This window comes from Rhizobium sp. NRK18, assembly GCF_024385575.1.
Lineage (GTDB): Bacteria > Pseudomonadota > Alphaproteobacteria > Rhizobiales > Rhizobiaceae > JANFMV01.
In genome coordinates this window covers 86,567-108,726 of record NZ_JANFMV010000005.1, presented here as the reverse complement: position 1 = coordinate 108,726, position 22,160 = coordinate 86,567, and the positions used below count along the sequence as shown (strand labels likewise).

Sequence of the window (22,160 nt, the reverse complement as noted above, 5' to 3'; positions counted from 1 at the left end):
GTTCGAATGAGAAAAGGGCGACGCTTGCGCGCCGCCCCGTGCTGAAATCCCTGATCACTTGACGGCCAGCGCCTCGTCGATCAGCTTCTGGCCATTCGGCACTTTCTCGGCAAAGTTCTTGTAGGCGGACTGCTTGGCGATCTCGAGCCAGGCGTCGTAATCCGACTTCGACATTTCCACGACCTCGACACCGGCCTTCTTGTAGGTGTCGATCATCAACTGGTCGCCCTTGCGGACTTCCTCGTTGAAGAAGGCCTCGGCCTTTTCGCCGGCCGCCAGGATCGCCTTCTGTTGGTCGGGCGTCAGGCCGTCGAAGGTCTTCTTCGAGATCAGCACCGGCTCGTACATGAACCAGAGCGCGTTTTCGCCCGGCGCCGTCAGGCATTTCGCCTGTTCGTAGAGCCGGTAGGAGACGAAGCTCGCCGACGAGGTGTTGGCGGCGTCGAGAACGCCGGTCTGCATGCCGCTGTAGATTTCCGACGACGGCATGGATGCGATGGAGGCACCGGCGGCCGCCAGCATTTCCTCGAACGCCGGACCGGCGGCGCGGATCACCTGGCCCTTGATCGTATCGGGCGAGGTGATGCAGTTCTTCTTCGAGGCGAAGGCGCCCGACAGCCAGGCGTCGGAAATCACCATGGCGCCCTGGTCTTCGATGATCTTCTTGATGTCCGCCATGAAGGGGGAATCATTGAGCCGCATGGCGCGGTCGAAATTGCCGACGAGGCCCGGCATCAGCGTCGCCGAAAATTCCGGATGACGGCCGGACGCGTAGTCCAGCGGGAACGACGTCATGTCGAGCAGGCCGCGCGTCAGCGCATTCCACTGGTCGTTCGGCTTGTAGAGCGATGCGCCCGGAAACACCTGGATGGTGAGGTCGACATTGGCGGCGGCGACTTCCTTGGCGATCATCTGCACCATCTCGTCGCGGATGTCGCCCTTGCCGCCCGGAAACTGGTGCGACGCCTTCAGGATGGTTTCCGCCTGGGCGGAAAATGCGGTCAGCGCTCCAGCGGCAATAACGACACCGAGCTTGAGCATGCGAGTGAAATTTTTCATGAGTATCCTCCCTTGGATCCGGCCTCCCCGCCGGACTGGGCTGGATGATGATGTCATCTTGCGTACGATGTCAATAATCTTGTATACAAGAAGGCAATTCTTGTACGCGGAGGGGCGGTATGAGCGACAGAAGTACCTTTCACAAACTGCGCGACGACATCGAGAATGGCATCGTCACCGGAGAGTTTGAGCCGGGGGAACGTCTGGACGAAACCCAGCTCGCCAACCGCTTCGGCGTGTCCCGCACGCCGATCCGCGAGGCGCTGATGCAACTGAGCGCCATCGGTCTCATCGAGATCCGCCCGCGGCGTGGCGCCGTCGTCGTCGATCCCGGACCGCAATATGTCTTCGAGATGTTTGACGTGATGGCGGAGCTCGAAGGCATGGCCGGCGCGCTCGCCGCCCGCCGCCATACGGTCGAGGACCGCGAGGCGCTGCTGGCCGCCCATGCGCGCTGCGAGGAGGCGGCACTGAGCGAGGATACGGACGCCTATTATTACGAGAACGAGGTCTTCCATAACGCCATCTATGACGCCAGCCACAGCGGTTTCCTCAAGGATCAGTGCATCGCCCTGCATCGGCGCTTGCGGCCCTACCGGCGCCTGCAGCTCCGCGTCCGAAACCGGATGAAGATCTCCTTCGACGAGCACCGGAAGATCATCGACGCCATTCTCGCCGGCGAGGAGGAAGAGGCGCGCAAGCGTCTGCGCGGCCATATCGCCGTGCAGGGAGACCGCTTCAGCGATCTCGTCGCCAACATCGACAAGTTGCGCCACGGCAGCGAAAAGCCGGCGCGATCCGGTTCACCTTGAGCTATTGCCTGAGACTGAATGAGTTAGTCTTTACCTAAGCCAGGGGCAGGAATTTCGTACTTTTATCCGAATTCCGAGAGGCGCAAGATGCGCTTTATAAAGTTTTTGGAAAAGGACGTCGCAATGGCTGTAGAGCAGGTGGATACGGTGGTCGTCGGTGCCGGCCAGGCAGGCATCGCGATGAGCGAGCATCTCGGCAAGCACGGCATCTCGCATCTCGTGCTCGAGCGGTCACGGATCGCCGAGCGCTGGCGTTCCGAGCGCTGGGATTCGCTGGTTGCCAACGGTCCCGCCTGGCATGACCGCTTTCCGGGACTGACATTTTCCGGTGATCCCGAAGTCTTTGTCGGCAAGGAAGGCGTTGCGGACTATTTCGTCGCCTATGCCGAGATGATCGATGCGCCGGTGCGTTGCGGCGTCGAGGTCAAGTCCGTCGAACGCCTTTCCGGTCGCGCGGGCTTTCGGGTGGAGACCTCGGACGGGGTCATCGAGGCGCGCCATGTGGTCGCCGCAACCGGCGCGTTCCAGACGCCGATCATCCCGAAGCTTATCCCGGACGATGCCGGGCTGATGCAGATCCACTCGTCGGCCTACCGCAATCCCGAGCAATTGCCGGACGGCGCCGTTCTGGTCGTCGGCGCCGGATCGTCCGGCACCCAGATCGCCGACGAGTTGCGGCACGCCGGGCGTCGCGTCTATCTCTCCGTCGGCCCGCATGGCCGTCCGCCGCGCGCCTATCGTGGCCGCGATTTCGTCTGGTGGCTCGGCGTGCTCGGCAAGTGGGACCTGCAATCGCAGCCCGGCCTGGAGCATGTCACCATCGCAGTCAGCGGCGCGCGTGGCGGCGAGACGATCGACTTCCGCCGGCTGGCGGGCGAGGGCATGACGCTGGTCGGGCGCACCCAGACCTTCGCCAATGGCCGGCTGACCTTCGCCGACGATCTCTCCGACAACATCCGCGCCGGCGACGCCAATTATCTGGCACTGCTCGACGAGGCGGACGCCTATGTCGAGCGCAACGGGCTCGACCTGCCGGAAGAGCCGGAGGCCCGGAGGATTGCGGCCGATCCCGCCTGTATGACCGATCCGATCCTGGAACTCGACATTGCCGAAGCCGGCATCGCGTCGGTCATCTGGGCCACCGGCTTTTCCGCCGACTACAGCTGGCTGAAGGTCGATACGTTCGATGCCAGGGGCAACCCGCTGCATCAGCGTGGCGTCTCGCGTGAGCCGGGCATCTATTTCCTCGGGCTGCCATGGCAGTCGCGCCGCGGCTCGAGCTTCATCTGGGGCGTCTGGCACGATGCCAAGTTCCTGGCCGACCAGATCGCCATCCAGCACAGCTACATGCAGTATCACAGGGCCGCGTCCGGGCAATCAAAACCCGCCGAGCCGGCACTGCAGGACTGACCTCAATCACCGAAATCTGCCATAACGGCCTTCGGGCCGAGCCTATCCGCCACAGCCGATCGCATGGAGACCCCCGATGGTGCATAACCGCATCCGCAAATTCAACACTCGCGACACCTATCCCGAGCAGAAGCTCGACAATGATCTCTGCCAGGCGGTCGTCACGCAGGGCGGCCGCACCGTCTATCTGCGCGGCCAGTGCCCGCAGGACCTCGACACGTTCAAGAACATCGACAGCCACGATCCGGCCGAGCAGACCCACAAGGTCATGCAGAACATCAGGCAGCTTCTGGAAGAGGCCGGTGGTTCTATGGAGCATCTGGTCAAGGTCGTCGTCTACATCACCGATGTGCGCCACCGCGAGGCCGTCTACCGGACGATGGGCGAATACATCAAGGGCGTGTATCCGGTCTCGACCGGCCTCGTCGTCAGTGCGCTCGCCCGGCCGGACTGGCTGGTGGAAATCGACGGCACCGCCGTCATTCCGGAGTGAGGCGATGACCTTCTCCCTCGTTGCCCGCTGCGCTGAGACTGGCATGTTCGGCATGGCGATTTCCTCCTCCTCGCCGGCGGTCGCCGCGCGCTGCGCCTATGCGCGCGCCGGGGTGGGCGCCGTCGCGAGCCAGAACGTCACCGACCCGACGTTGGGTCCGCTGGCGCTCGACCTGATGGCCGGAGGTATGTCTGCGGACGAGGCGATCGCCGAGATCCGGAAGCGCGGCAAGTTCATCGAGTACCGGCAGGTGCTGGCGGTTGATGGACAGGGCCGCACGGCGATCCATTCCGGCGACAAGGCGCTCGGCATCTGGTCGGAGGCGAAGGCGGAAAATGTCGCCTCCGGCGGCAATCTCCTGAAGGATGCCGGCGTGCCGCAGGCGATCGTCGACGGCTTTCTCGCGTCCTCCGGCCATATCGGTGACCGGCTGATTGCCGCCATGCGGGCGGGCGTTGCCGCCGGCGGCGAGGCCGGGCCGGTGCATTCGGCCGGCATGCTGATCGTCGACAAGGTCAGCTGGCCGGTCGCGGACCTGCGCTGCGACTGGACCGAGGATTGCCCGATCGAAAACATCGCGACCGCCTGGGACATTTACAAGCCGCAGCTTGCCGCCTACATCCAGCGCGCCCTCGACCCGCGCGAGGCGCCATCCTACAACGTGCCGGGAGACGAGTGAGGCGTATTCGCCTTTCTTGACGCTTGCCTGCCGATTGGCTTAGCTTTTCCCGAAGCAGACATCGGCAGGAGGCCGTCATTCCCTCGCGCATAACCCTTCGCCAGCTGGAATATTTCGTGGCCGTCGGCGAGGAGGGTTCGATCGCCCGCGCCGCCGAGAAGGTCAACGTCTCATCGCCGTCGATTTCCACCGCAATTGCCGGTATCGAAGACGAGTTCGGCCTGCAGCTGTTTGCCCGCAAGCATGCCCACGGGCTGAAGCTCAGCCAGGCGGGCCGCACTTTCATGGAACAGGCGCGGGCGGTTCTCGCCGAAGCCGAGAAGCTCAATGTTATGGCGCGGGAGATGACCGGCCGCGTGCAGGGCCCGCTCAACGTCGGCTGCCTGTTGACCTTCGCGCAGGTCGTCATGCCGCATTTGAGGCGCGGTTTCTGCACCCGCTTCCCCGACGTGCAGTTTCACCAGCTGGAGCGCGATCAGGAGGGCGTCCTGCAGGGGCTGCGGGATGCGGAACTCGACATGGCGCTGAGCTATGCGCTCAGCATCCCGGACGATATCGTCTTCGAACCACTCTTCGACCTGCCGCCCTATGTGCTGATGGCCGCCGACCATCCGCTGGCCGGGCGCGAGAGCGTGTGGCTTGCCGAGCTACAGGGGCACCCAATGGTGCTGCTCGACCTGCCGCATTCCTCCGCCTATTTCCTGTCGCTCTTTGCCGGCGCAGGCATCACTCCGATGATCACCGAGCGCACGCGCGACATGGAGGTGATGCGATCGCTGGTCGCCAACGGCTTCGGCTACGCGATCATCAACATCCGCTACGCCAACACGTTTTCCGCCGACGGCAAGCCATTGCGCCATGTGGCGATCCGCGACGCGCTGCCGCCGCTCAAGCTCGGTCTCCTGACGTCGGCCGACGCCCGGACCACGGTCACCGTGCGCGCCTTTGCCGACCATTGCCGCGAGCATATGACGCCGCAGACGCATCCGGGCCTGAAGACCTGAAAGGCACACAAGCCTGTGCAGTTCTCGATCCGCCGCATGGCGCAAAGCGCACGCCTGCATTACGCTCCAGCCCATGGATTCGCGTGCGCTTCCCATGCCCGATCAGGCCACACCGGTGCAGCTATTGCCGCGCTGGGCAACCGCCGTGGCCGGCGTCGAGAGCGAGGCGGAAGCTGCCTTTCTGGCAGGATCCGCGCTTGCCGGGCTCGATGCGCTGGTGCGTGCCGACCCCTACTGGGCCGGCTGCTGGCGCGCCCGCCTGGCGCTGAAATGCGCCGCCTCCGCCGTGCGCCTTGCGGGGAGGGGGGAAGACGAGGATGCCTTGCGCGATGCCGTGCTCCTCTGCGCGCCCTGTGATGATCCAGGCCCGGCCGGCTCCATCTTCGTCGCCTACAGGCGGCTTGCCGGAGAATCCGTTCGGCTTGGTAGCAAGGAACTCGGCGAACTCTGCCATGATCTCGGTCTGGCGCAGGGCGATCTGGGTGCGATCGTCGACCTCGTGGAGGAGATGGCCCAGTCGCGGCGCCCGGCACCTTTCGTGGCCGCCGAGCTTGTCCAGCGCCTCATCGGCATGCGGCCGGATGCCGAAGTCCTCGCCTGGTGGCTTGCCGACTGGATGGTCGCCCGCAAGCTGGGCTGGGCGCGGCCTGTGCCGCTGCTGATGGCCGAGCGTTACGGACCGGCCTTTCGCACGCTTGGCGGCAGGGGCCGTGTCGCCCCCGGAGAGCCGGCCTTTGCCCGTGCCGTGTTCCTGGCGATTTCGAAAGGCGGCGGCGAGGCGCTGCAACTGGCCGCCGATATCGCCCGTCGCGCGGAAAGGCTCGCCGCCATCGCCCCGAAGGTGCGCACCAAGGGTGGCGAGACGGTGGTCCGGCAGCTCTTCTCGGACGATGCCGTGTCCGCTGCCGCGCCCGGCGCCAACCTGTCGCGCTGGGCGGCAAGGCGGCTGTTCGAGCGGCTGGAGACGCTCGGCGGCGTGCGCGAGCTTTCCGGCCGCACCAGCTTCCGCATTTACGGTTTGTAGCGATGGCGGGGGCAAGCGGCATGCGGGCGCAGCGGAGCGGAAGGAAGAGCGGCGGCGATGAGCCGCTGATCGATCGCGAGCTCGCCGACTTGCCGCCGGAGGCGCGGTGGCGCGAATGGATGATGCGGGTGGAAGCCGTCATCTTCGCCTCCGCCGAGCCGGTCACCCGCGACGTTCTGGCCCGCGTCGTCGGCGAAGGCTGCAGCATCGATCTCCTGATCGACGACCTGCGCGAGGATCTGAAGGGCAGGCCCTACGACATCGTCTCCGTTGCCGGCGGCTTTCATCACCGCACCCGGGGCGGCTACGGCGCCGCCGTGCGGGCCGCAAGCGTGCCGACGCGTCCGCTGCCGGCAAGTCTTTCGGACTTCGAGGCGGGGGTGCTGATGGCGATCGGCTATTTCCAGCCGGTCACCCGTGCCGAACTCTCTCGCATCTTCGGGCGCGAGGTCAGCCGCGACATGATCGGCGCTCTGCGATCTGCCGGCTTCATCGGGTCCGGTCCGCGCAGCCCGACGCCCGGTGCGCCCTATACCTATGTCACGACGCGCCATTTCCTCTCCGCCTTCGGCTTTTCGACGTTGCGCGATCTTCCCGATATCGAGGCGCTGGAGGATGCGGGCCTCTTGAGCCGGCATGCGCTCGCCGCAGCCGCCGATGATGCCGATCCGGGTGAGGGCGGGGAGGGCGATCCAGCGGCGGACGCCGGCGAATAATTGGTTCGTCAGCCATACTTTCGCTGGACAGCGGCGAAGACTTGGCACAAAGCTCCTCCGCCTGCCGCATCCAACCCGCAAAGCCCAGATTTCCCCCATGAACAGCAAGACGATCGGTTATCTCTACGTTCTCTCCGCCGTGACGATCTTTGCCGTTCAGGATGCGTTTTCGAAGTATCTCGGCGCAAAATACCCGCCGATCATGGTCACCATGATCCGCTTCTGGGCCTTCGCGGTCTTCGTCACCGTCTTTGCCGCCTATTCCCGCCAGGGCTTGAGAAAGGCGGTGGTCACGAAACGGCCGCTGCTACAGATCTTCCGCGGGGTCATCCTGTCGAGCGAGATCGTCGTCGTCATCTTCGCATTCACCACCGCCGGGCTCGCCATGTCGCAGGCGATCCTTCAGGTCACGCCGCTGCTCGTCACCATATTGTCGATCCCGCTTCTGGGCGAGAAGGTCGGCTGGCGACGCGGTGCCGCCGTCGTCATCGGCCTGATCGGGGTCATGGTGCTGCTCAATCCGACCAATGTCCGCTTCGACATCACTTTGCTCCTGCCGCTGGTCGCAAGCTTTATGTATGCGCTCTACGGCATCGCCACGCGCGCCGTCAGCCGTCACGACAGCGCGGTCACCAGCGTCTTCTATGCCGGCGTCGCGGGTGCGGTGGCCATCACGCTGGTCGGCCCGTTCTACTGGACGCCGATCCGGACGGAGGACTGGCCGTTCATGGCGGCGCTCTGCATCTGCGGCACGCTCAGCCATTTCCTCTTGATCAAGGCCTATGGCGAGCTCAGCGCCGTCGAGGTCCAGCCTCTCACCTACCTCCAGCTCGTCTTCGGCGTCCTGATCGCCGTTTCCGTCTTTGGTGAAACCGTCACCTGGAACATGATCCTCGGCGCCATCATCGTCGTCGGCGCGGGCCTGTTCACCGTCTGGCGCGAATACCGTCTGGGGCTGAAGAAGCCCAAGCAGATCTGAGGGCCGGATCGCCCTTCAGGGTGAACGTGAACTGGCAATGCCGTCCATGTATTGATCGACATGGGACTCCCAGAGCGCTGGCTTGAACATCAGCGCGTGCCCCATGGGAGCGGCTACGAATGTGCCTTGTCCGCCAGCCGACAGGAACGTCTGGAAATTGCCCCTGCAATGACTGATGCGATAATATTGGTCGTAGCTGCCATGCAGCCAGAGTGTCGGGATGCCGGAGGCGGCGCCGCGTTCGAATAGGCGCGGATTGACGGTTTCATGGCTTGGGCACGCTCTGCCGAGCCAGCCGCCATTGAAATTGATCGCGCCCCGGAATGTGCCCGGTCGCATGCCGGCATAGGCAATCGACAGGATGCCGCCGCGCGAAACACCGCCGATGACGATCCGGTCCTTGTCGACGTCCGGCCGTTCTTTCAGATGGCGGAGAACCGCGTCCATATCCTCGACCGCACGCTCGAAGCCGGCAATGGCGATGTCGGCATCGCAGGAATAGCCGGAGCCGTCGACGGCCAGACCTTCACCATAGTCTCCACCTGATTTTCCTCGGCCACGGCGCTGTGGGAAAAGCGTCATCCATCCGCGCTCGAGGAAATAGTTCGCAACGACTGCCGGGCTCACCGTTCGCCTGTAGAACGCCTTGTTCTGCCCGCGCCCCGTGGAACCGTGATTGAAGACAATCGTGGGGAGTGGCCCGTCATGAACGGGCCTGGCCGAGACGACTTCCAGCCGGATGTCCCGCTCACCGCTTGGAATGAAAAACTTCTCAAATTTCATGAAGAATCGGGGCTCGGTTGATTGTCAGGCGACAATTGCGAGCTTGCTGCGATTTCGCAACCGCTGTTTGCGGCTCAGCTTTGAAACGAGATCTACATTAGCAAGACGAGAAGCAGGCTAATCGGGCTGGCCATTCCGGAGAGGGCAAATGTGACGATGCATGATGCGCCATAAATCACCCACGCAGGGCGATATTGACGCTCGATCGCGCCATAGGCGCTGACGATTAGGTTAAGAGCAAGGAATGTTGCACCCAGCCAAAATGAACGCGGCATGCCGACGAAATACAAGGCTTGCGGCAAAAATGCCAGGATGACCAGTACGATCAGCAGATGCTTATTCTTGGTCATCCGTGCCCCCAATGTTGGCTTTCTTCAGCCTGAAGAGCAAGGAATGTCTCATCTTTAACTGGCCCAACTGTCGCAATACTAGATAGCCCTTACAGGGCTTTGATCGCATAATCTGAATTATGGAACCAATCCAGTCCAGCCTATGCGACGCCTGTTCCCGTACAGCGAGATCACTCGCCGTACGGGATCCAGATGTTCTTGACGTCCGTTGCCTTGCGCAGGAACATGGGGCCTTCGGCCTGGGCCGGGTTCGTCCAGTCGATCGCCTTGCCGTTGTCGGTGAAGATGCGCTTCAGGTTGCCGGCGGAGAGCTTTTCGACGGTCTTTGCCAGCTCTGCCGAGCCGAACGCCCAGAGCGCGTCGACCTCGTCATGGGCGGCGAGCGTTTTTGCCAGATCGAGCGCGGAGCCGGTGACGATATTGACGACGCCGGCCGGCACGTCGGAGGTTTCCAGCACCGAATAGAAGTCGGTTGCCGACAGCGGATAGGCTTCGCTCGGCACGGCGACGACGCGGTTGCCGACGGCGATCAGCGGCGCCACGAGGCTGATGAGGCCAAGGAGCGGCGCTTCCGGCGGCGCGATGACGCCGACGACGCCCTGCGGTTCCGGCATGGCGAGTGTCACGCCGCGCAGCGGCGGCTGGTGGATGGCGCCTTCATACTTGTCGGCCCAGGCGCCATAGGTGAAGAGCCGGGCAATCGCGGCCTCCACTTCGGCGCTCACCGACGATGCCGAGCGGCCGGTCTGGGCGGCGATGCGAGCGGAAAACTCGTCGGCGCGGGCCGAGAGGTTTTCGCCGATATAGTAGAGAATCTGCGCGCGGTTGTGCGCGGTCGCCGATGCCCAGCCGGACGCCTTCACCGCAGCGGCCACCGCGTTGCGGATGTCCTTGCGGTTGCCCTCGCCGACTTCGCCGACGAGCTTGCCCTTCGGCGAAACGATCGCCCGTGAATAATTGCCGTCCGGCCGCGCCTGCTTGCCGCCGATGAAGAGCTTGGCGGTGCGGTCGATCAGCGGTGCCGCGAACTCGTTGGTCACAGGACGCAGCGCCGGCACCGCCGTTTCGCCGCGGGCCTTGAGGTTCGCCCAGGCCTTCGGCTTCAAGTATTCGTAGCAGCCTTCCTTGCCGCCCTCCCGGCCGAAACCGGATTCCTTCTTGCCGCCGAAACCGGCCGCCGCATCGAAGAGATTGGTGGCGTTGACCCAGACGACGCCGGCCGCAAGCTTGGCGGCGACGTAGAGCGCCAGACCGATCGTCTCGCTCCAGATCGAGGCGGCAAGCCCGTAGCGCGAGTGGTTGGCCAGCTGGATTGCCTCGTCCGGCGTGCGGAAGGTCATCGATACGGCAACCGGACCGAAGATTTCCTCGGTCGCGACGATCGAAGCCGTCGGCACCTTGGCAAGCAGGGTCGGGCGGAAGAAGGAGCCCTTTTCCGGCAGGTCGATTTCGGCCTGGTGCAGCTCCGCGCCGTCGGCGACGCCCTGCTCCACCATCGACCGAATACGCTCCAATTGCACGGGGGCAACGATCGCGCCCATGTCGATGCATTTGTCGAGCGGCTGACCGACGCGAAGCGTCTGCATGCGGCGCTTCAGCCGGGCATGGAACGTGTCGGCGATGCCCTCCTGCACGAGGATGCGCGAACCGGCGCAGCAGACTTGGCCCTGGTTGAACCAGATGGCGTCGACCACGCCCTCGACGGCGGCGTCGATATCGGCGTCGTCGAAGACGATGAAGGGCGACTTGCCACCGAGCTCCAGCGTCAGCGACTTGCCGGAGCCGGCCGTCTTTTCGCGGATCAGACGGCCGACATCGGTGGAACCCGTGAAGGCGATCTTGTCGACCCCCTCATGCTCGACGATCAGCGCCCCCGTCTCCCCTTCCCCGGTGACGACGTTCAGCACGCCCGCCGGCAGGCCGGCGGCAGCGGCCAGTTCGGCAAACAGCAGTGCGGTCAGCGAGGTGAATTCGGCTGGCTTTAGGACAACGGTGTTGCCGAGCGCGAGCGCCGGCGCGACCTTCCAGGCGAGCATCAGGAACGGGAAGTTCCACGGGATGATCTGGCCGATGACGCCGACCGGCTGCTGGTCGGCAAACTCCGTCTCCATCAGCTGCGCCCAGCCGGCATGGTGGTAGAAATGCCGGGCGGCGAGCGGAATGTCGATGTCGCGCGTCTCGCGGATCGGCTTGCCGTTGTCGATCGCCTCGACGACGGCGATGAGCCGCGCATGGCGCTGGATCATGCGGGCGAGCGCATAGAGATGGCGGGCGCGGGCATGGCCGGGAAGTTTTGCCCAGGGGCCTTGAGCCTTGCGGGCAGCGGCAACGGCGGCGTCGACGTCCTGCCTGTCGCCCTTGGCGAGCCTGGCAAGACGGGCGCCGGTTGCGGGCTCGAACGTCTCGATGCTCTTGCCGGAGGCGGAGGAAACGAAAGAGCCGTTGATGAAGTGGCCGAACGTCGCCTCGTGGCGCTTCAGCCAGTCGCGGGCTTCGGTGTCGGCTTCGGGAGCGGGTCCGTAGGACATGTCGTCAAAATAGCTTGCTACACTCATCGCATCATCCGATCGGGTGTCTGTTGAAGGCGGAATAGGCGCCCGTGACGTGGTGTTCGAGCTGGCGCTCGATATCGGCGAGAAGGCTGGAGGCGCCGATGCGGAACAGATCCGGCTCCAGCCATTCGCGGCCAAGCTCCTCCTTCATCAGGAACTGGTAGTTCAGGACGTCCTTGGCCGTCGAAATGCCGCCCGCGGGCTTGTAGCCGACCTTGAATCCGGTCGCTTCCTCATAGGCGCGGATCATCCGGAGCATGACCAGCGTGACGAGCAGGGTCGCGTTGACGCCTTCCTTGCCGGTCGAGGTCTTGATGAAGTCGGCGCCGGCCATCATGCAGACGAGCGAGGCGCGGGCAACGTTGCGCAGCGTCTTCAGGTCGCCGGTCGCAAGGATCGCCTTCACATGCGCATCGCCGCACGCGGCGCGGAAGTCGCGCATCTCGTCGTAGAGCGCCTGCCAGTTGCCGGTCAGAACGTGCTCACGGGTAATGACGATGTCGATCTCCTTGGCGCCATCGCGAACGGAGGCCTCGATCTCCTTGAGCTTCAGCTCGTGCGGGATGAGGCCGGCGGGAAAGCCGGTCGAAACCGCGGCGACCGGAATGCCGGTGCCGTCGAGGGCATTGACGGCCGTCTTGACGAAGCGGTGATAGACGCAGATCGCACCGGTGGTGATCCGCCGGTCGCCCATGCCGAGCGCCTGGAGGATGTCGCCGCGGATCGGGTTGGCCGCCTTGGCGCAGAGGCGTTCGACGCGGCCGGCCGTATCGTCGCCGTTCAGCGTCGTCAGGTCGATGCAGGTCACGGCCTTCAGGAGCCAGGCCGCCTGCGCGTCCTTCTTCACCGTCCGCCGGCCGGGCAGCGTCGCGACGCGGCGCTCGCCGGCCGACAGGTTGACGCGTTGTTCGGCGACCCATCCGGTGTCGAGCGGGATGCCCTCGTTGCGCGGCCAGCCATGATTGGCGGCGGCCGCAATGTCTTGCCTTGCTGCAGCGATTGCCACGTCGTTTCTCCCTGTGCGCTACGGTCCATATGGCGCAATTGTTATATTTATATCAGAATTATTGTGAAAATCGCATCATTTTTGAAATCCGTCAAGAGAAGAATGCCATCATTCATGCGGATGACGGCGAGAGTTGGATCAACCGCCGATGGTGCGAATATCTGAACAAAGTCCATTACTTCTTGCCGATTGCCAATTTCGCAATTACGGTCACCCAAGAGGTGCAAGCGTCCGTTCTGCCTGCGGGCGGCTTGCATGAGGGATCCCAAATCTGAACCGGGTTGCGAAGCGCGCGGCGATAACGTCGTGCGTCCGTGGGAATTTTGCTGCAAGGGGACACGCGTATGGATTTCTTCAACGCCATTTTCACCGTCATCAACGACCTGACATGGGGCTGGGCACTCGTTCCGTTCCTCGTCGTTCTGGGCGTGTTTTTCACGATCGCCAGCGGCTTCGTGCAATTCCGCTTCTTCACCCGCATGTTCCGCGTGCTGCGCGGCGACGAGGACGCCGATCCGACGAAGATCAGCGCCCGTGAGGCCTTGCTTGTCTCGGTCGGCGGACGTGTCGGCGGCGGCAATATCGCCGGCGTGGCGGTGGCGATCACCGCCGGCGGACCCGGCGCCGTCTTCTGGATGTGGGCAATCGCCCTGGTCGGCATGTGTTCCGGGCTGATCGAGGCGACGCTGGCGCAGGTCTTCAAGCGCACGACGGACGAAGGCGATTATCGCGGCGGCCCGGCGCAGGCGATCATCCATGGTCTGGGCCCCAATTATCGCTGGCTGGCCATCATCTACGCGATCTGCCTGATTGCGTCCTTTGCCATCGGTTTCAACGCCTTCCAGGGCAACACCGTCGCGGGTGCCGCGGCCGACAGTCTCGGCATTCCGCGCTTTGCCACCGGCATCTTCCTCGTCATTGCCACCGGCGCCATCGTGTATGGCGGCATCCGGCGCATTGCCAAGGCCGCCGATGTCATCATTCCGATCATGGCCTTCGGCTATATCGGCATGGCGCTTCTGGTTCTGGTTCTGAACATCACCGGCATCCCGGCCGTCATCTGGGATATCGTCACCAATGCCTTCGGTTTCCGCGAGGCGGTGGCCGGCGGCATGGGGGCTGCGATTTCCAACGGACTTCGCCGTGGCCTGTTCTCCAACGAAGCCGGCCTCGGTTCGGCGCCGAACGTTGCGGCGACCGCCTATGTCCGTCATCCGGTCAGCCAGGGCATCACCCAGAGCTTCTCGGTGTTCATCGACACGATCATCGTCTGCTCGTGCACGGCCTTCATCATCCTGCTCGGCGACGTCTACCAGCCGGGTGCGGAAGGCGTGGACGGCGTCATCCTCACCCAACAGAGCCTCGTCGATCACGTCGGCAGCTGGGCCCAGTACTTCCTGACCGGGGCGATCTTCCTGTTCTCGTTCTCGTCGATCATGTACAACTACTATCTCGGCGAGAACGCGCTGAATTTCATGACGAAGAACCCGATCGCTCCGCATGTGCTGCGCATCGCGGTTCTTGCCATCGTCTTCATCGGCTCGGTGGCACCGGGTGCCACCTCGGTGTTCGATTTCTCCGATCCGATGATGGGCATCCTGGCCGTGGTCAACCTGCTGGCGATCACCATGATGTTCCCGACGGCGCTCCGGCTGATCAACGATTTCCGCGCGCAGCTGAAGGCGGGCGTCAAGATGCCGGTCTTCGATCCGAAGAAGTTCCCGGACCTCGACACCGACCCGACGGCATGGCCGGACGCGCTGGAAAACAAGGCCTGATTACCGGGTAAGGGTATCGGAGAAACAAATGACCCGGCGCTGTTCAGGCGCCGGGTTTTTCGTTCCGATGACCGGATTCTAGATCTTGCGGACCGCAGGGCCTCGCGATGCTCCGGTCTCGCCGTTCTCGGTGATCAGGGCATCGAACGCACGCAACTCCGCAAAGAATGCCGGCTTCTGAATGCCGAACTTGCTCTTGTCGGCTACCAGGAACCGCCGCTGCGCGAGCGCGATCACCTTCTGCTTCACCGGCACTTCGTGGAAATGCATGCAGCTGGCGCCGCGGCCGAAATCGACGCCGGCGGCCGACAGGAAGGCGATGTTGATGCCCAGATGGTCGAGCACCTCCAGTCCCGGACTGCCGGAAAAGGATGCCGTCTCGCGGTGATAGAGGCCGCCGAGCATGATCATCTTGACGTTGGGCTTGCGCGCCAGCCGCTCGCCGACATTCATCGCGTAGCAGACGACTGTCAGGTTCATGTCTTCCGGAATGAGATCGATCAGGTGGATCAGCGTCGAGCCGCAGTCGAGGAAGACGGTGTCGCCGTCACGGATATGGCGCACCGCGTGGCGGCAGGCAGCCCGCTTCGCCGAGGCGTGCGCATCCGTGGCTCTCGCCAGTTCGTAGGGCTGTTCCCCTTCGACGTCCGGGGCCGGCATCACATGCCCGCCGAGAAAGGCGAAGCGCTGCGGATAGTCTGCGACGTCGCGGCGGACGGTCATCTCGGAGACCCCGAGCAGTGCTGCCGCGTCCTTGACGTGCAACACCCGCCGTTCGGCCAGCGCCTCCGCCAGGGTTTCGATGCGCTCGGTCTTGCGATTGGCCAAGGCGGGTTCCTCGATGGTCGTTACAATTCACACAGCGATGTCGGCGATGTGGCAATGATATTGTGAAATTTATAACAGATCGCAGCAATTGCAATCGTTTTCATCGAGAGGATTATCGCACGGCTGTCGGGCTTGGCGGCATGACGTCGAAATGCGTCGGCGGCTCGCCACGCCGGGCGGTGCCGGCCATCGACCGGTAGGCGCTTTCGAGATGCCGGCAGAAGCGTTCGGCATCGAAGAGCGGTGCGGTCGCCCGGGCAGCAGCAAGCCTGTCGCGGATGGCGGCCAGCCGGGCGGGATCGGTGGCGAGGCCGATTGCCAATTGACGGAAGCCCTCCTCGTCGTCGGCCACGAGGTCGACGAGGCCGACGGCCAATAGCAGGCTTTCGGAAACGCGGGATGCGAAATTGCTGCCGCGCTTCGTGATGACCGGCAGGCCGGCCCAGAGCTTTTCCGACGTCGTGGTGTGACCGTTATAGGGGAAGCTGTCGAGCGCCAGATCGGCCAGCGCCAGACGCGAGATGTGGGAGGCGTAATCGGCGCGCCTGGCGAAGACGACGCGATCGGAGGTCACTCCCAGCGCCGCGAGCCGCTTCAGGATATTTTCCTGCGCCAGCGGGTGGTCGCAGAGCAGCCAGAGGATCGAGCTCGGCACGTCACGCAGGATGCTGGCCCAGAGCGCCAGCGTTTCCGGCGTGATCTTCTTCGTCGCGTTGAAGGAGGCGAAGATGAAGCGACCCTCGGGAAGTCCCCATTGCGCCCGCGTCTGTGGCGCCGGCAGCGGTCGGGCGACGGGGTCGTTCGGCTGGTAGCTGTCCGGCAGGCGGCAGAATTTCTCGTGGTACTGCGGCCTGGAGCTTTCCGGAAGCACGGAGGTGTCGCCGATCACATAATCGCAGTCGACATGGGAAAGGCTGCCCGGAAAGCCAAGCCAGCCGGCCTGCACCGGTGCCGCCATGTGGTTGAGCACGACCGAGCGGCCGCCCCCGGTGTGCCCCTTCAGATCGATGAGGATGTCGATGCCGTGCTCTCGGATCCGCTGCGCGGTGGCAGCGTCATCGAGCCCGCCAACCGGCACGATCCTGCCCCAGCTTTGGCGCATCGCTTCGGCCTCGGGCGTCACAAACTCCGCCGGCGTATGGCAGAACAGCGTGACGTCGAACGCCGTCCGGTCATGAAGTTGCAGGACGCGCGACAGGAGCTTCATCGTCGCATGGCCGGGCCAGAAATCGGACGACAGATAGCCGATGCGGATCCGCTTGCCCCAATGATGCGTCTTCGCGAAGAAGGCGCGCCGTCTCTCTGCCTGTCCGGGCGGTGCGGGCTCCAGTCCGAAGACGTTTTCGGGAATCCGGTTCAGCCGCCCATCGCCGCACCAGCTGAGATTGGAAAGCGGTGTCTCCCAGCGCAGCAGCTCTTCCCTCCCCTGCCCGATGTCTTCGGCAAGCGCAGCATTTTCGGCGTCGAGGATATCGTAATCGCAATAGATGCGGGCGAGATCGAGCAAGCGGAAGCGAATTGCCTGATCATCCGGCCTCAGTCGGCGCAGCTTGGCGTGGAGCGTTATATTGTTCTGATTGCGGAAATCGTCGCCGATCAGCCGGGCGGCAAGCTCCAGATGCTCCGGCTCGTCGCTGATGACCAGCGTGTTTTTGACCAGATCGACAATCGACATGTCGCCGGTCTCGGAAAAGACGCTCGCCAGCACGAAGGCGGCGTCGACATTGCGGTTGTCCTGTTTCATCACCCTGATGGCGAGAGCCACGGCGCTGTCTTTTTCGCCCGCCCGCAGATGGCAGGCGGCGGCCTTGCCCAAGAGGACATTGGCGGCGGACGGCTCCAGTTCGGCGGCCCGCTCGAAGGCCGAGGCGGCCTCGCCGTGCATGTCCAGCTCCATGAGCGCCCTGGCGGTGAGGAGAAGCGGCTGGGCGGTCCGCAGGGCGTCGAGGAGCGGTGAAAGCATGGCGAGCGCGGCCGGATAATCTCCCCGCTGAAAGGCGATCTCCGCCGCTTTCAGATGCTCTTCCACGATTGATGCCCGGCCCCCGCTCGAATCGCCAACGACTATCGGCGGTGGAGGCCGGAATTGCAATCGCGTGTAGTTTTGCGGTCATGCTTCCTGATCGGGAAGGTTTTTTCCGTTTTGACTCGAAAATTCCCGATCGGTAAGTACGTCATTGATCGAAACAGAATCTTCCTGTACGGTAAGCCGAACGATGGAGACTGAAGATGATCCGCACGGCACGTGATTTCGGAGCGCTGATCAGGGACCGGCGCAAGGCACTCGGCTGGACGCAAGCCGAACTCGCCGGTCGATCCGGCACGGGCGAGCGCTTCATCGTCGAACTGGAAGGCGGCAAGCCGAGTTGCCAGCTGGAAAAGGCACTGATCGTCGCCCGCACCGTCGGCATCGAGATCGGTGACCTGAAGTCGGCCTCCCCTGCTCCTGCCGAAACCGACGACGACCTCGATTTCCTGCCGACCTTCGGTGACGGGCGATGATCCCGATCTTCTACGAGACGTTTCCCGTTGCGACGATGGCGTTCGAAGGCGAGTGGCGGCTCACCTATGATCCGTCGTGGGAAGCGCGCCGCTCGGCATTCCCGATCTCCCTTGCCATGCCGCTTCGAACCGGTTCCGTCGGCGCCGATGCCCTGCTGCCCTGGCTTGCCAACCTCTTGCCGGAAACGCATCTCGCCGAAATCGGCCAGCGCCTGAAGGTGTCGCCGCAGGATATCGTCGGCCTGTTGCGCCATATCGGACGCGATACCGCCGGCGCATTGTCGATCGGCGAGCCGCGCAAGACGGGCCTTCATCTCCAACCGGTTCCAGATGGGCCGGCACTCGAGCGCATCCTCGACGAACTGCCGGCGAGGCCGTTCCTGGTCGGCGAACGCGGCGTGTCCATGTCGCTTGCCGGCGTGCAGGAGAAGCTGCCGGTTTTCGTGGATGACAAGGGCGCGGTGTCGATCCCGGTCGACGGCACCCCGTCGACGCATATCCTCAAGCCGGATGCCGAGCGTCTGGCCGGCAGCGTCGAAAACGAGGCCTTCTGTCTGGCGCTTGCCAGAGCCTGCGGTCTGGAAGCGGCCGGAGCGACTATCGGCCGGGCCGGCAGCCGGCGCTATCTGCTGGTCGAGCGCTATGACCGTTTTCGGGATGGTGAGGGCCAGATCCGCCGGCTGCACCAGGAAGATCTCTGCCAGTTGACCAGCCGCTTTCCGGTCCAGAAATACGAACGCGCCTCGGCCGGTCCGGGCGTGACGTTGAAGACGATGTTCGATGCGGTCAGCCGGCTCGTATCGCCGGCGGAGCGATCGGCACTTCTGGATGGCGTGATCTTCAACGTGCTGATCTGCAACTCGGATTCGCACGCCAAGAACTATTCGGTGCTGATCGGCGCCGGCGGCACGGCGAAAATGGCGCCGCTCTACGATCTGATGTGCGCGGCGATCTATCCGAATGTCGACCAGAGCCTGCCGCAGGGCATTGCCGGCCGGTTTGCAGCGGCCGAGCTCAATGGAACGGACTGGCGGAATTTTGCGGAAGAGGTCGGGCTCAGCGGCGCATCAACCGTCCGCCGGGTCAAGGAATTGGCGGCGTTGGTCGAAAGCAATTGCGAGGCGGTCGCGGCGGACATGTCGGCAGCCGCGGGCGATCCGAGCCGGGTGCTGGAGCGCATCGTGCACGAGGTCAAGAAGCGCTGCGGACGCATTCTCAGGCAGGCATGAAAAAGGGCCGGCACACATCGCGCCGGCCCTGCATTATCGCGTTAGAGAACCTCTGCCACGGCAGCCTTGGCGGCGGCGGCAATCTTGTCGGCTTCCGCTTCCGTCAGGCAGAGCGGCGGCGCAAAGCCGATGATGTCGCCCTGCGGCATGGCGCGGCCGATGACGCCCTGCTTCAGGAGCGCGCCGGCGAGCTGATAGCCGATCTTCTTGCCCGGATCGAAGAACTTGCGGTCGGCCTTGTCCTCGACGAACTCGACCGCGCAGAGCAAGCCTTCGCCGCGGATGTCACCGACATTGGCGTGGTCGCCGAGCGCATCCTTCAGAGCCTTCTTGAAGTAGGCGCCTGTCTTGCCGGCATTATCGACGAGGCCGAGCTTGTCGATCAGCTGCAGGTTGGCGACGCCGGCGGCAGCGCCGATCGGATGGGCCGAATAGGTCCAGCCATGGCCGATCGGGCCGAATTCGTCGGTGCCGTCTTCCAGCACCTTCCACACCTTGTCCGAGATAATCGAGCCGGAGAGCGGCGCATAGGCCGAGGTCAGACCCTTGGCGATGGTGATGATGTCGGATTCCATGCCGTAATGGTCAGAGCCGAACATGGTGCCGAGGCGGCCGAAACCGGTGACCACTTCGTCGGCGATCAGCAGGATGTCGTACTTCTTCAGAACCTTCTGGATCGCCGGCCAGTAGCCTGCCGGCGGCGGAACGAGGCCGCCGGTGCCAAGCGCCGGCTCGCCGATGAAGGCGGCGATCGTGTCGGCGCCTTCACGGTCGATCAGGGCTTCCAGCTCGGAAACGCAATGGGCGACGAAGTCGGCTTCGCTCATCGAGAGGTCCGGACGGCGATAATAATAGGGCGCCTCGGTGTGCAGCACATTGGCGAGCGGCAGGTCGAACTTCTTGTGGAAGAGCTCGAGGCCGGTCAACGAGCCGGTCATCAGGCCGGAGCCGTGATAGCCGCGCCAGCGGGAGATGATCTTCTTCTTTTCCGGACGGCCGAGAATGTTGTTGTAGTACCAGACAAGCTTGATGTTGGTTTCATTGGCGTCCGAACCGCCGAGGCCGAAATAGACCTTGGACATGTTCTTCGGCGCGCGCTCGACGACCATCTTGGCCAACGTGATCGAGGCTTCCGTGCCGTGGCCGACATAGGCGTGGTAATAGGCTAGTTCCTTCGCCTGGGCGGCGATCGCCTCGGAGATTTCGGTCCGGCCATAGCCGACATTGACGCAGTAGAGGCCGGCAAAGGCGTCGAGCAGCTTGTTGCCGTCGCGGTCCTCGATGTAGACGCCGGAGCCGCCGGTGACGATGCGGTTCGGGCTTTCGCCGCGGGCATGCTGGGCAAGGTGCGTGGAGGGATGGAAGAAGTTCTCGCGATCCCACTTGTCGAGCTGGTCGTTGGTCAACATGGCTATTCCTTTCAAATCATTCGGTTTTTAATTCTGTGCGTAATCTGCCCAGTCGCGGCAGACATATTTGATGTCCATGAAGGCGCGCATGCCGGCATTGGCGCCTTCGCGGCCGAGGCCGGACTGTTTCATGCCGCCGAACGGGATCGGCGCGCCGGTGACCTTGGTGCGGTTGACCGCCACCATGCCGAATTGCAGCGCGCGGCTCAACCGGTAGACGCGCCGGGCGTCGCCGCAATGGACATAGGCGACAAGGCCGTATTCGGTAGCGTTGGCCCGGGTGATGACGTCTTCCTCGGTGTCGAACGGGACGATGGCGGCGACGGGGCCGAAGGTTTCCTCGCGCATGATCTTCGCATCGGCCGACACGTTCTTGAGCACCGTCGGCTGGTAGAACAGCGGGCCGAGCGCATGGCGGGCGCCGCCGGTCAGGAGTTCGGCACCCTTGGCGAGAGCATCGGCGACGTGGTCTTCCTGCTTCAAGACCGCGCCTTCGTTCATCAACGGGCCGATATCCGGATCGTCCATGCCGTTGCCTACTGTCAACTGGCGGACGCGTTCGGCAAACCGGGCGCAGAATTGGTCGTAGACGGGGCGCTCGATGAAGAAGCGGTTGACGGCCAGGCAGTCCTCGCCGGAGGTGGCGAACTTCGCCTTGATGGCCTCGTCGACCGCGCGGTCGAGATCGGCGTCGGCAAACAGGATGAAGGGGGCGTGGCCGCCGAGTTCCAGCACCATGCGCTTCACGGTATCGGCGGACTGGCGATAGAGCAGCTTGCCGATCGGCGTGGAGCCGGTGAACGAGACGGCGCGCACGCGCGCATCCTCCATCCACGGGCCGCAGATGACCGGCGCGTCACCGGTGACGACGTTGAAGACGCCGGCCGGAAAACCGGCGCGCTCGGCAAGTTCGGCCAGCGCCAGCGCCGAATAGGGCGTCTCCTTGGCGGGATGGACGACAACGGTGCAGCCGGCGGCAAGGGCCGCGGCAGCCTTGCGGGTGATCATGGCGGAGGGGAAGTTCCAGGGCGTGATGAGGGCGGCGACGCCGACCGGCTCCATCCACAGTTCCATCTCGGCGTCCGGCAGGTGCGAGGTGACGCTCTGGATGTTGGCGCGCTTGGCCTCTTCGGCGTAGAATTCGATGAACGAGACGGCATAGTCCATCTCGCCGCGCGCTTCCGAGATCGGCTTGCCCTGTTCCAGCGTCATCAGGATCGACAGGTCCTCGCGGTTGTCGACGATCAGCTGGTGCCAGCGCTTGAGGATCTTCGCCCGCTCCTGCGGCAGGAGTGCCGACCAGCGGCGGAAGGCTGCATGCGCGGCATCGACGGCACGGGCGCTCTCATCACCGGAAAGGCTTGCGACTTCGCCGAGAAAGCTGCCATCGGCCGGATTGGTGACGGCAAAGGCAGCACCGTCGCCGGCGGCCTGCCAGCGGCCGTTGATATAGGCAAACGAGCGGACCAGCGTCGGGTCGGCAAGGTGCGAGATTGGCGAAGGGGTCGTGGCTCTTGCGTTCATGGCAAAGCAGTCCTTGAAGGCGT

At 64.0% G+C, this 22,160-nt stretch carries 20 protein-coding genes; 11 read left to right on the top strand and 9 right to left on the bottom strand.

All coding sequences use genetic code 11. The features are described 5' to 3' along the window. Nucleotides 1-54 precede the first annotated feature (54 nt). On the bottom strand, nt 55-1,059 hold the full coding sequence (dctP, locus tag NN662_RS21355; RefSeq protein ID WP_261932453.1) for a TRAP transporter substrate-binding protein DctP: 1,005 nt from the start codon (nt 1,057-1,059) through the stop codon (nt 55-57). A gap of 119 nt (nt 1,060-1,178) precedes the next feature. Here dctP and NN662_RS21350 point away from each other — a divergent pair, with 119 nt between their 5' ends. From NN662_RS21350 to NN662_RS21315, 8 genes are all read left to right on the top strand, one after another. Further along, a complete protein-coding gene (locus NN662_RS21350; protein WP_261932452.1) occupies nt 1,179-1,871 on the top strand; it encodes a GntR family transcriptional regulator in 693 nt (230 codons plus the stop codon). 123 nt (nt 1,872-1,994) lie between these two features. Next, complete coding sequence (locus tag NN662_RS21345; RefSeq protein ID WP_261932451.1) at nt 1,995-3,281, top strand: flavin-containing monooxygenase; 1,287 nt, start codon at nt 1,995-1,997, stop codon at nt 3,279-3,281. 76 nt (nt 3,282-3,357) lie between these two features. Beyond that, nucleotides 3,358-3,774 carry a RidA family protein gene (locus NN662_RS21340; RefSeq protein ID WP_261932450.1) on the top strand — a complete coding sequence of 139 codons (417 nt, stop codon included), beginning with the start codon at nt 3,358-3,360 and terminating at the stop codon, nt 3,772-3,774. Between the two features lie 4 nt (nt 3,775-3,778). Further along, nucleotides 3,779-4,453 carry a DUF1028 domain-containing protein gene (locus tag NN662_RS21335; protein ID WP_261932449.1) on the top strand — a complete coding sequence of 225 codons (675 nt, stop codon included), beginning with the start codon at nt 3,779-3,781 and terminating at the stop codon, nt 4,451-4,453. A gap of 23 nt (nt 4,454-4,476) precedes the next feature. Then, the gene (locus NN662_RS21330; RefSeq protein ID WP_261932448.1) at nt 4,477-5,457 is read left to right on the top strand and encodes a LysR family transcriptional regulator; all 981 of its coding nucleotides are present in this window, start codon (nt 4,477-4,479) and stop codon (nt 5,455-5,457) included. 73 nt (nt 5,458-5,530) lie between these two features. Further along, complete coding sequence (locus NN662_RS21325; RefSeq protein WP_410011002.1) at nt 5,531-6,481, top strand: DUF1403 family protein; 951 nt, start codon at nt 5,531-5,533, stop codon at nt 6,479-6,481. A gap of 2 nt (nt 6,482-6,483) precedes the next feature. Then, nucleotides 6,484-7,197 carry an SMC-Scp complex subunit ScpB gene (locus NN662_RS21320; RefSeq protein WP_261932446.1) on the top strand — a complete coding sequence of 238 codons (714 nt, stop codon included), beginning with the start codon at nt 6,484-6,486 and terminating at the stop codon, nt 7,195-7,197. Nucleotides 7,198-7,294: 97 nt separating this feature from the next. After that, a complete protein-coding gene (locus NN662_RS21315) occupies nt 7,295-8,176 on the top strand; it encodes a DMT family transporter (protein ID WP_261932445.1) in 882 nt (293 codons plus the stop codon). A 15-nt stretch (nt 8,177-8,191) separates the two neighbouring features. On the opposite strand, the gene NN662_RS21310 is transcribed toward NN662_RS21315, so the two are convergent. The 4 genes from NN662_RS21310 to deoC form a co-directional block, all read right to left on the bottom strand. Beyond that, a complete protein-coding gene (locus NN662_RS21310; protein ID WP_261932444.1) occupies nt 8,192-8,959 on the bottom strand; it encodes an alpha/beta hydrolase family protein in 768 nt (255 codons plus the stop codon). A 92-nt stretch (nt 8,960-9,051) separates the two neighbouring features. Then, entirely contained in the window at nt 9,052-9,309 is a 258-nt protein-coding gene (locus NN662_RS21305) for a hypothetical protein (RefSeq protein ID WP_261932443.1), read from the bottom strand. 170 nt (nt 9,310-9,479) lie between these two features. Next, the gene (locus NN662_RS21300) at nt 9,480-11,864 is read right to left on the bottom strand and encodes an aldehyde dehydrogenase family protein (RefSeq protein ID WP_261932442.1); all 2,385 of its coding nucleotides are present in this window, start codon (nt 11,862-11,864) and stop codon (nt 9,480-9,482) included. A gap of 4 nt (nt 11,865-11,868) precedes the next feature. Beyond that, on the bottom strand, nt 11,869-12,867 hold the full coding sequence (gene deoC / locus NN662_RS21295; RefSeq protein WP_261932441.1) for a deoxyribose-phosphate aldolase: 999 nt from the start codon (nt 12,865-12,867) through the stop codon (nt 11,869-11,871). Nucleotides 12,868-13,211: 344 nt separating this feature from the next. Here deoC and NN662_RS21290 point away from each other — a divergent pair, with 344 nt between their 5' ends. After that, on the top strand, nt 13,212-14,645 hold the full coding sequence (locus NN662_RS21290; protein WP_261932440.1) for an alanine/glycine:cation symporter family protein: 1,434 nt from the start codon (nt 13,212-13,214) through the stop codon (nt 14,643-14,645). 78 nt (nt 14,646-14,723) lie between these two features. Here NN662_RS21290 and NN662_RS21285 read toward each other — a convergent pair whose 3' ends face one another. Beyond that, the gene (locus NN662_RS21285) at nt 14,724-15,473 is read right to left on the bottom strand and encodes a DeoR/GlpR family DNA-binding transcription regulator (RefSeq protein ID WP_261932439.1); all 750 of its coding nucleotides are present in this window, start codon (nt 15,471-15,473) and stop codon (nt 14,724-14,726) included. A 112-nt stretch (nt 15,474-15,585) separates the two neighbouring features. Beyond that, a complete protein-coding gene (locus NN662_RS21280; protein WP_261932438.1) occupies nt 15,586-17,502 on the bottom strand; it encodes a glycosyl transferase in 1,917 nt (638 codons plus the stop codon). 200 nt (nt 17,503-17,702) lie between these two features. Here NN662_RS21280 and NN662_RS21275 point away from each other — a divergent pair, with 200 nt between their 5' ends. Beyond that, entirely contained in the window at nt 17,703-17,975 is a 273-nt protein-coding gene (locus NN662_RS21275) for a helix-turn-helix transcriptional regulator (protein WP_261932437.1), read from the top strand. Then, on the top strand, nt 17,972-19,204 hold the full coding sequence (locus tag NN662_RS21270; RefSeq protein WP_261932436.1) for a type II toxin-antitoxin system HipA family toxin: 1,233 nt from the start codon (nt 17,972-17,974) through the stop codon (nt 19,202-19,204). Before NN662_RS21275 ends, NN662_RS21270 begins: the two co-directional genes overlap by 4 nt. Before the next feature lie 41 nt (nt 19,205-19,245). On the opposite strand, the gene NN662_RS21265 is transcribed toward NN662_RS21270, so the two are convergent. Then, nucleotides 19,246-20,613 (bottom strand): aspartate aminotransferase family protein, encoded by a 1,368-nt coding sequence (locus NN662_RS21265; protein ID WP_261932435.1) that lies wholly within the window; start codon nt 20,611-20,613, stop codon nt 19,246-19,248. 27 nt (nt 20,614-20,640) lie between these two features. Beyond that, nucleotides 20,641-22,137, bottom strand: a complete 1,497-nt coding sequence (locus NN662_RS21260; RefSeq protein ID WP_261932434.1) for an NAD-dependent succinate-semialdehyde dehydrogenase — start codon at nt 22,135-22,137, stop codon at nt 20,641-20,643. Nucleotides 22,138-22,160: the final 23 nt, after the last annotated feature.

Coding starts and splice junctions, on each gene's coding strand:
- NN662_RS21270 (WP_261932436.1), top strand. CDS start 17,972: ATGATCCCGATCTTCTACGAGACGTTTCCCGTTGCGACGATGGCGTTC.
- NN662_RS21335 (WP_261932449.1), top strand. CDS start 3,779: ATGACCTTCTCCCTCGTTGCCCGCTGCGCTGAGACTGGCATGTTCGGC.
- NN662_RS21260 (WP_261932434.1), bottom strand. CDS start 22,137: ATGAACGCAAGAGCCACGACCCCTTCGCCAATCTCGCACCTTGCCGAC.
- NN662_RS21265 (WP_261932435.1), bottom strand. CDS start 20,613: ATGTTGACCAACGACCAGCTCGACAAGTGGGATCGCGAGAACTTCTTC.
- NN662_RS21275 (WP_261932437.1), top strand. CDS start 17,703: ATGATCCGCACGGCACGTGATTTCGGAGCGCTGATCAGGGACCGGCGC.
- dctP (WP_261932453.1), bottom strand. CDS start 1,059: ATGAAAAATTTCACTCGCATGCTCAAGCTCGGTGTCGTTATTGCCGCT.
- NN662_RS21320 (WP_261932446.1), top strand. CDS start 6,484: ATGGCGGGGGCAAGCGGCATGCGGGCGCAGCGGAGCGGAAGGAAGAGC.
- NN662_RS21350 (WP_261932452.1), top strand. CDS start 1,179: ATGAGCGACAGAAGTACCTTTCACAAACTGCGCGACGACATCGAGAAT.
- NN662_RS21325 (WP_410011002.1), top strand. CDS start 5,531: ATGGATTCGCGTGCGCTTCCCATGCCCGATCAGGCCACACCGGTGCAG.
- NN662_RS21300 (WP_261932442.1), bottom strand. CDS start 11,864: ATGAGTGTAGCAAGCTATTTTGACGACATGTCCTACGGACCCGCTCCC.
- NN662_RS21315 (WP_261932445.1), top strand. CDS start 7,295: ATGAACAGCAAGACGATCGGTTATCTCTACGTTCTCTCCGCCGTGACG.
- NN662_RS21290 (WP_261932440.1), top strand. CDS start 13,212: ATGGATTTCTTCAACGCCATTTTCACCGTCATCAACGACCTGACATGG.
- NN662_RS21345 (WP_261932451.1), top strand. CDS start 1,995: ATGGCTGTAGAGCAGGTGGATACGGTGGTCGTCGGTGCCGGCCAGGCA.
- NN662_RS21340 (WP_261932450.1), top strand. CDS start 3,358: ATGGTGCATAACCGCATCCGCAAATTCAACACTCGCGACACCTATCCC.
- NN662_RS21305 (WP_261932443.1), bottom strand. CDS start 9,309: ATGACCAAGAATAAGCATCTGCTGATCGTACTGGTCATCCTGGCATTT.
- NN662_RS21310 (WP_261932444.1), bottom strand. CDS start 8,959: ATGAAATTTGAGAAGTTTTTCATTCCAAGCGGTGAGCGGGACATCCGG.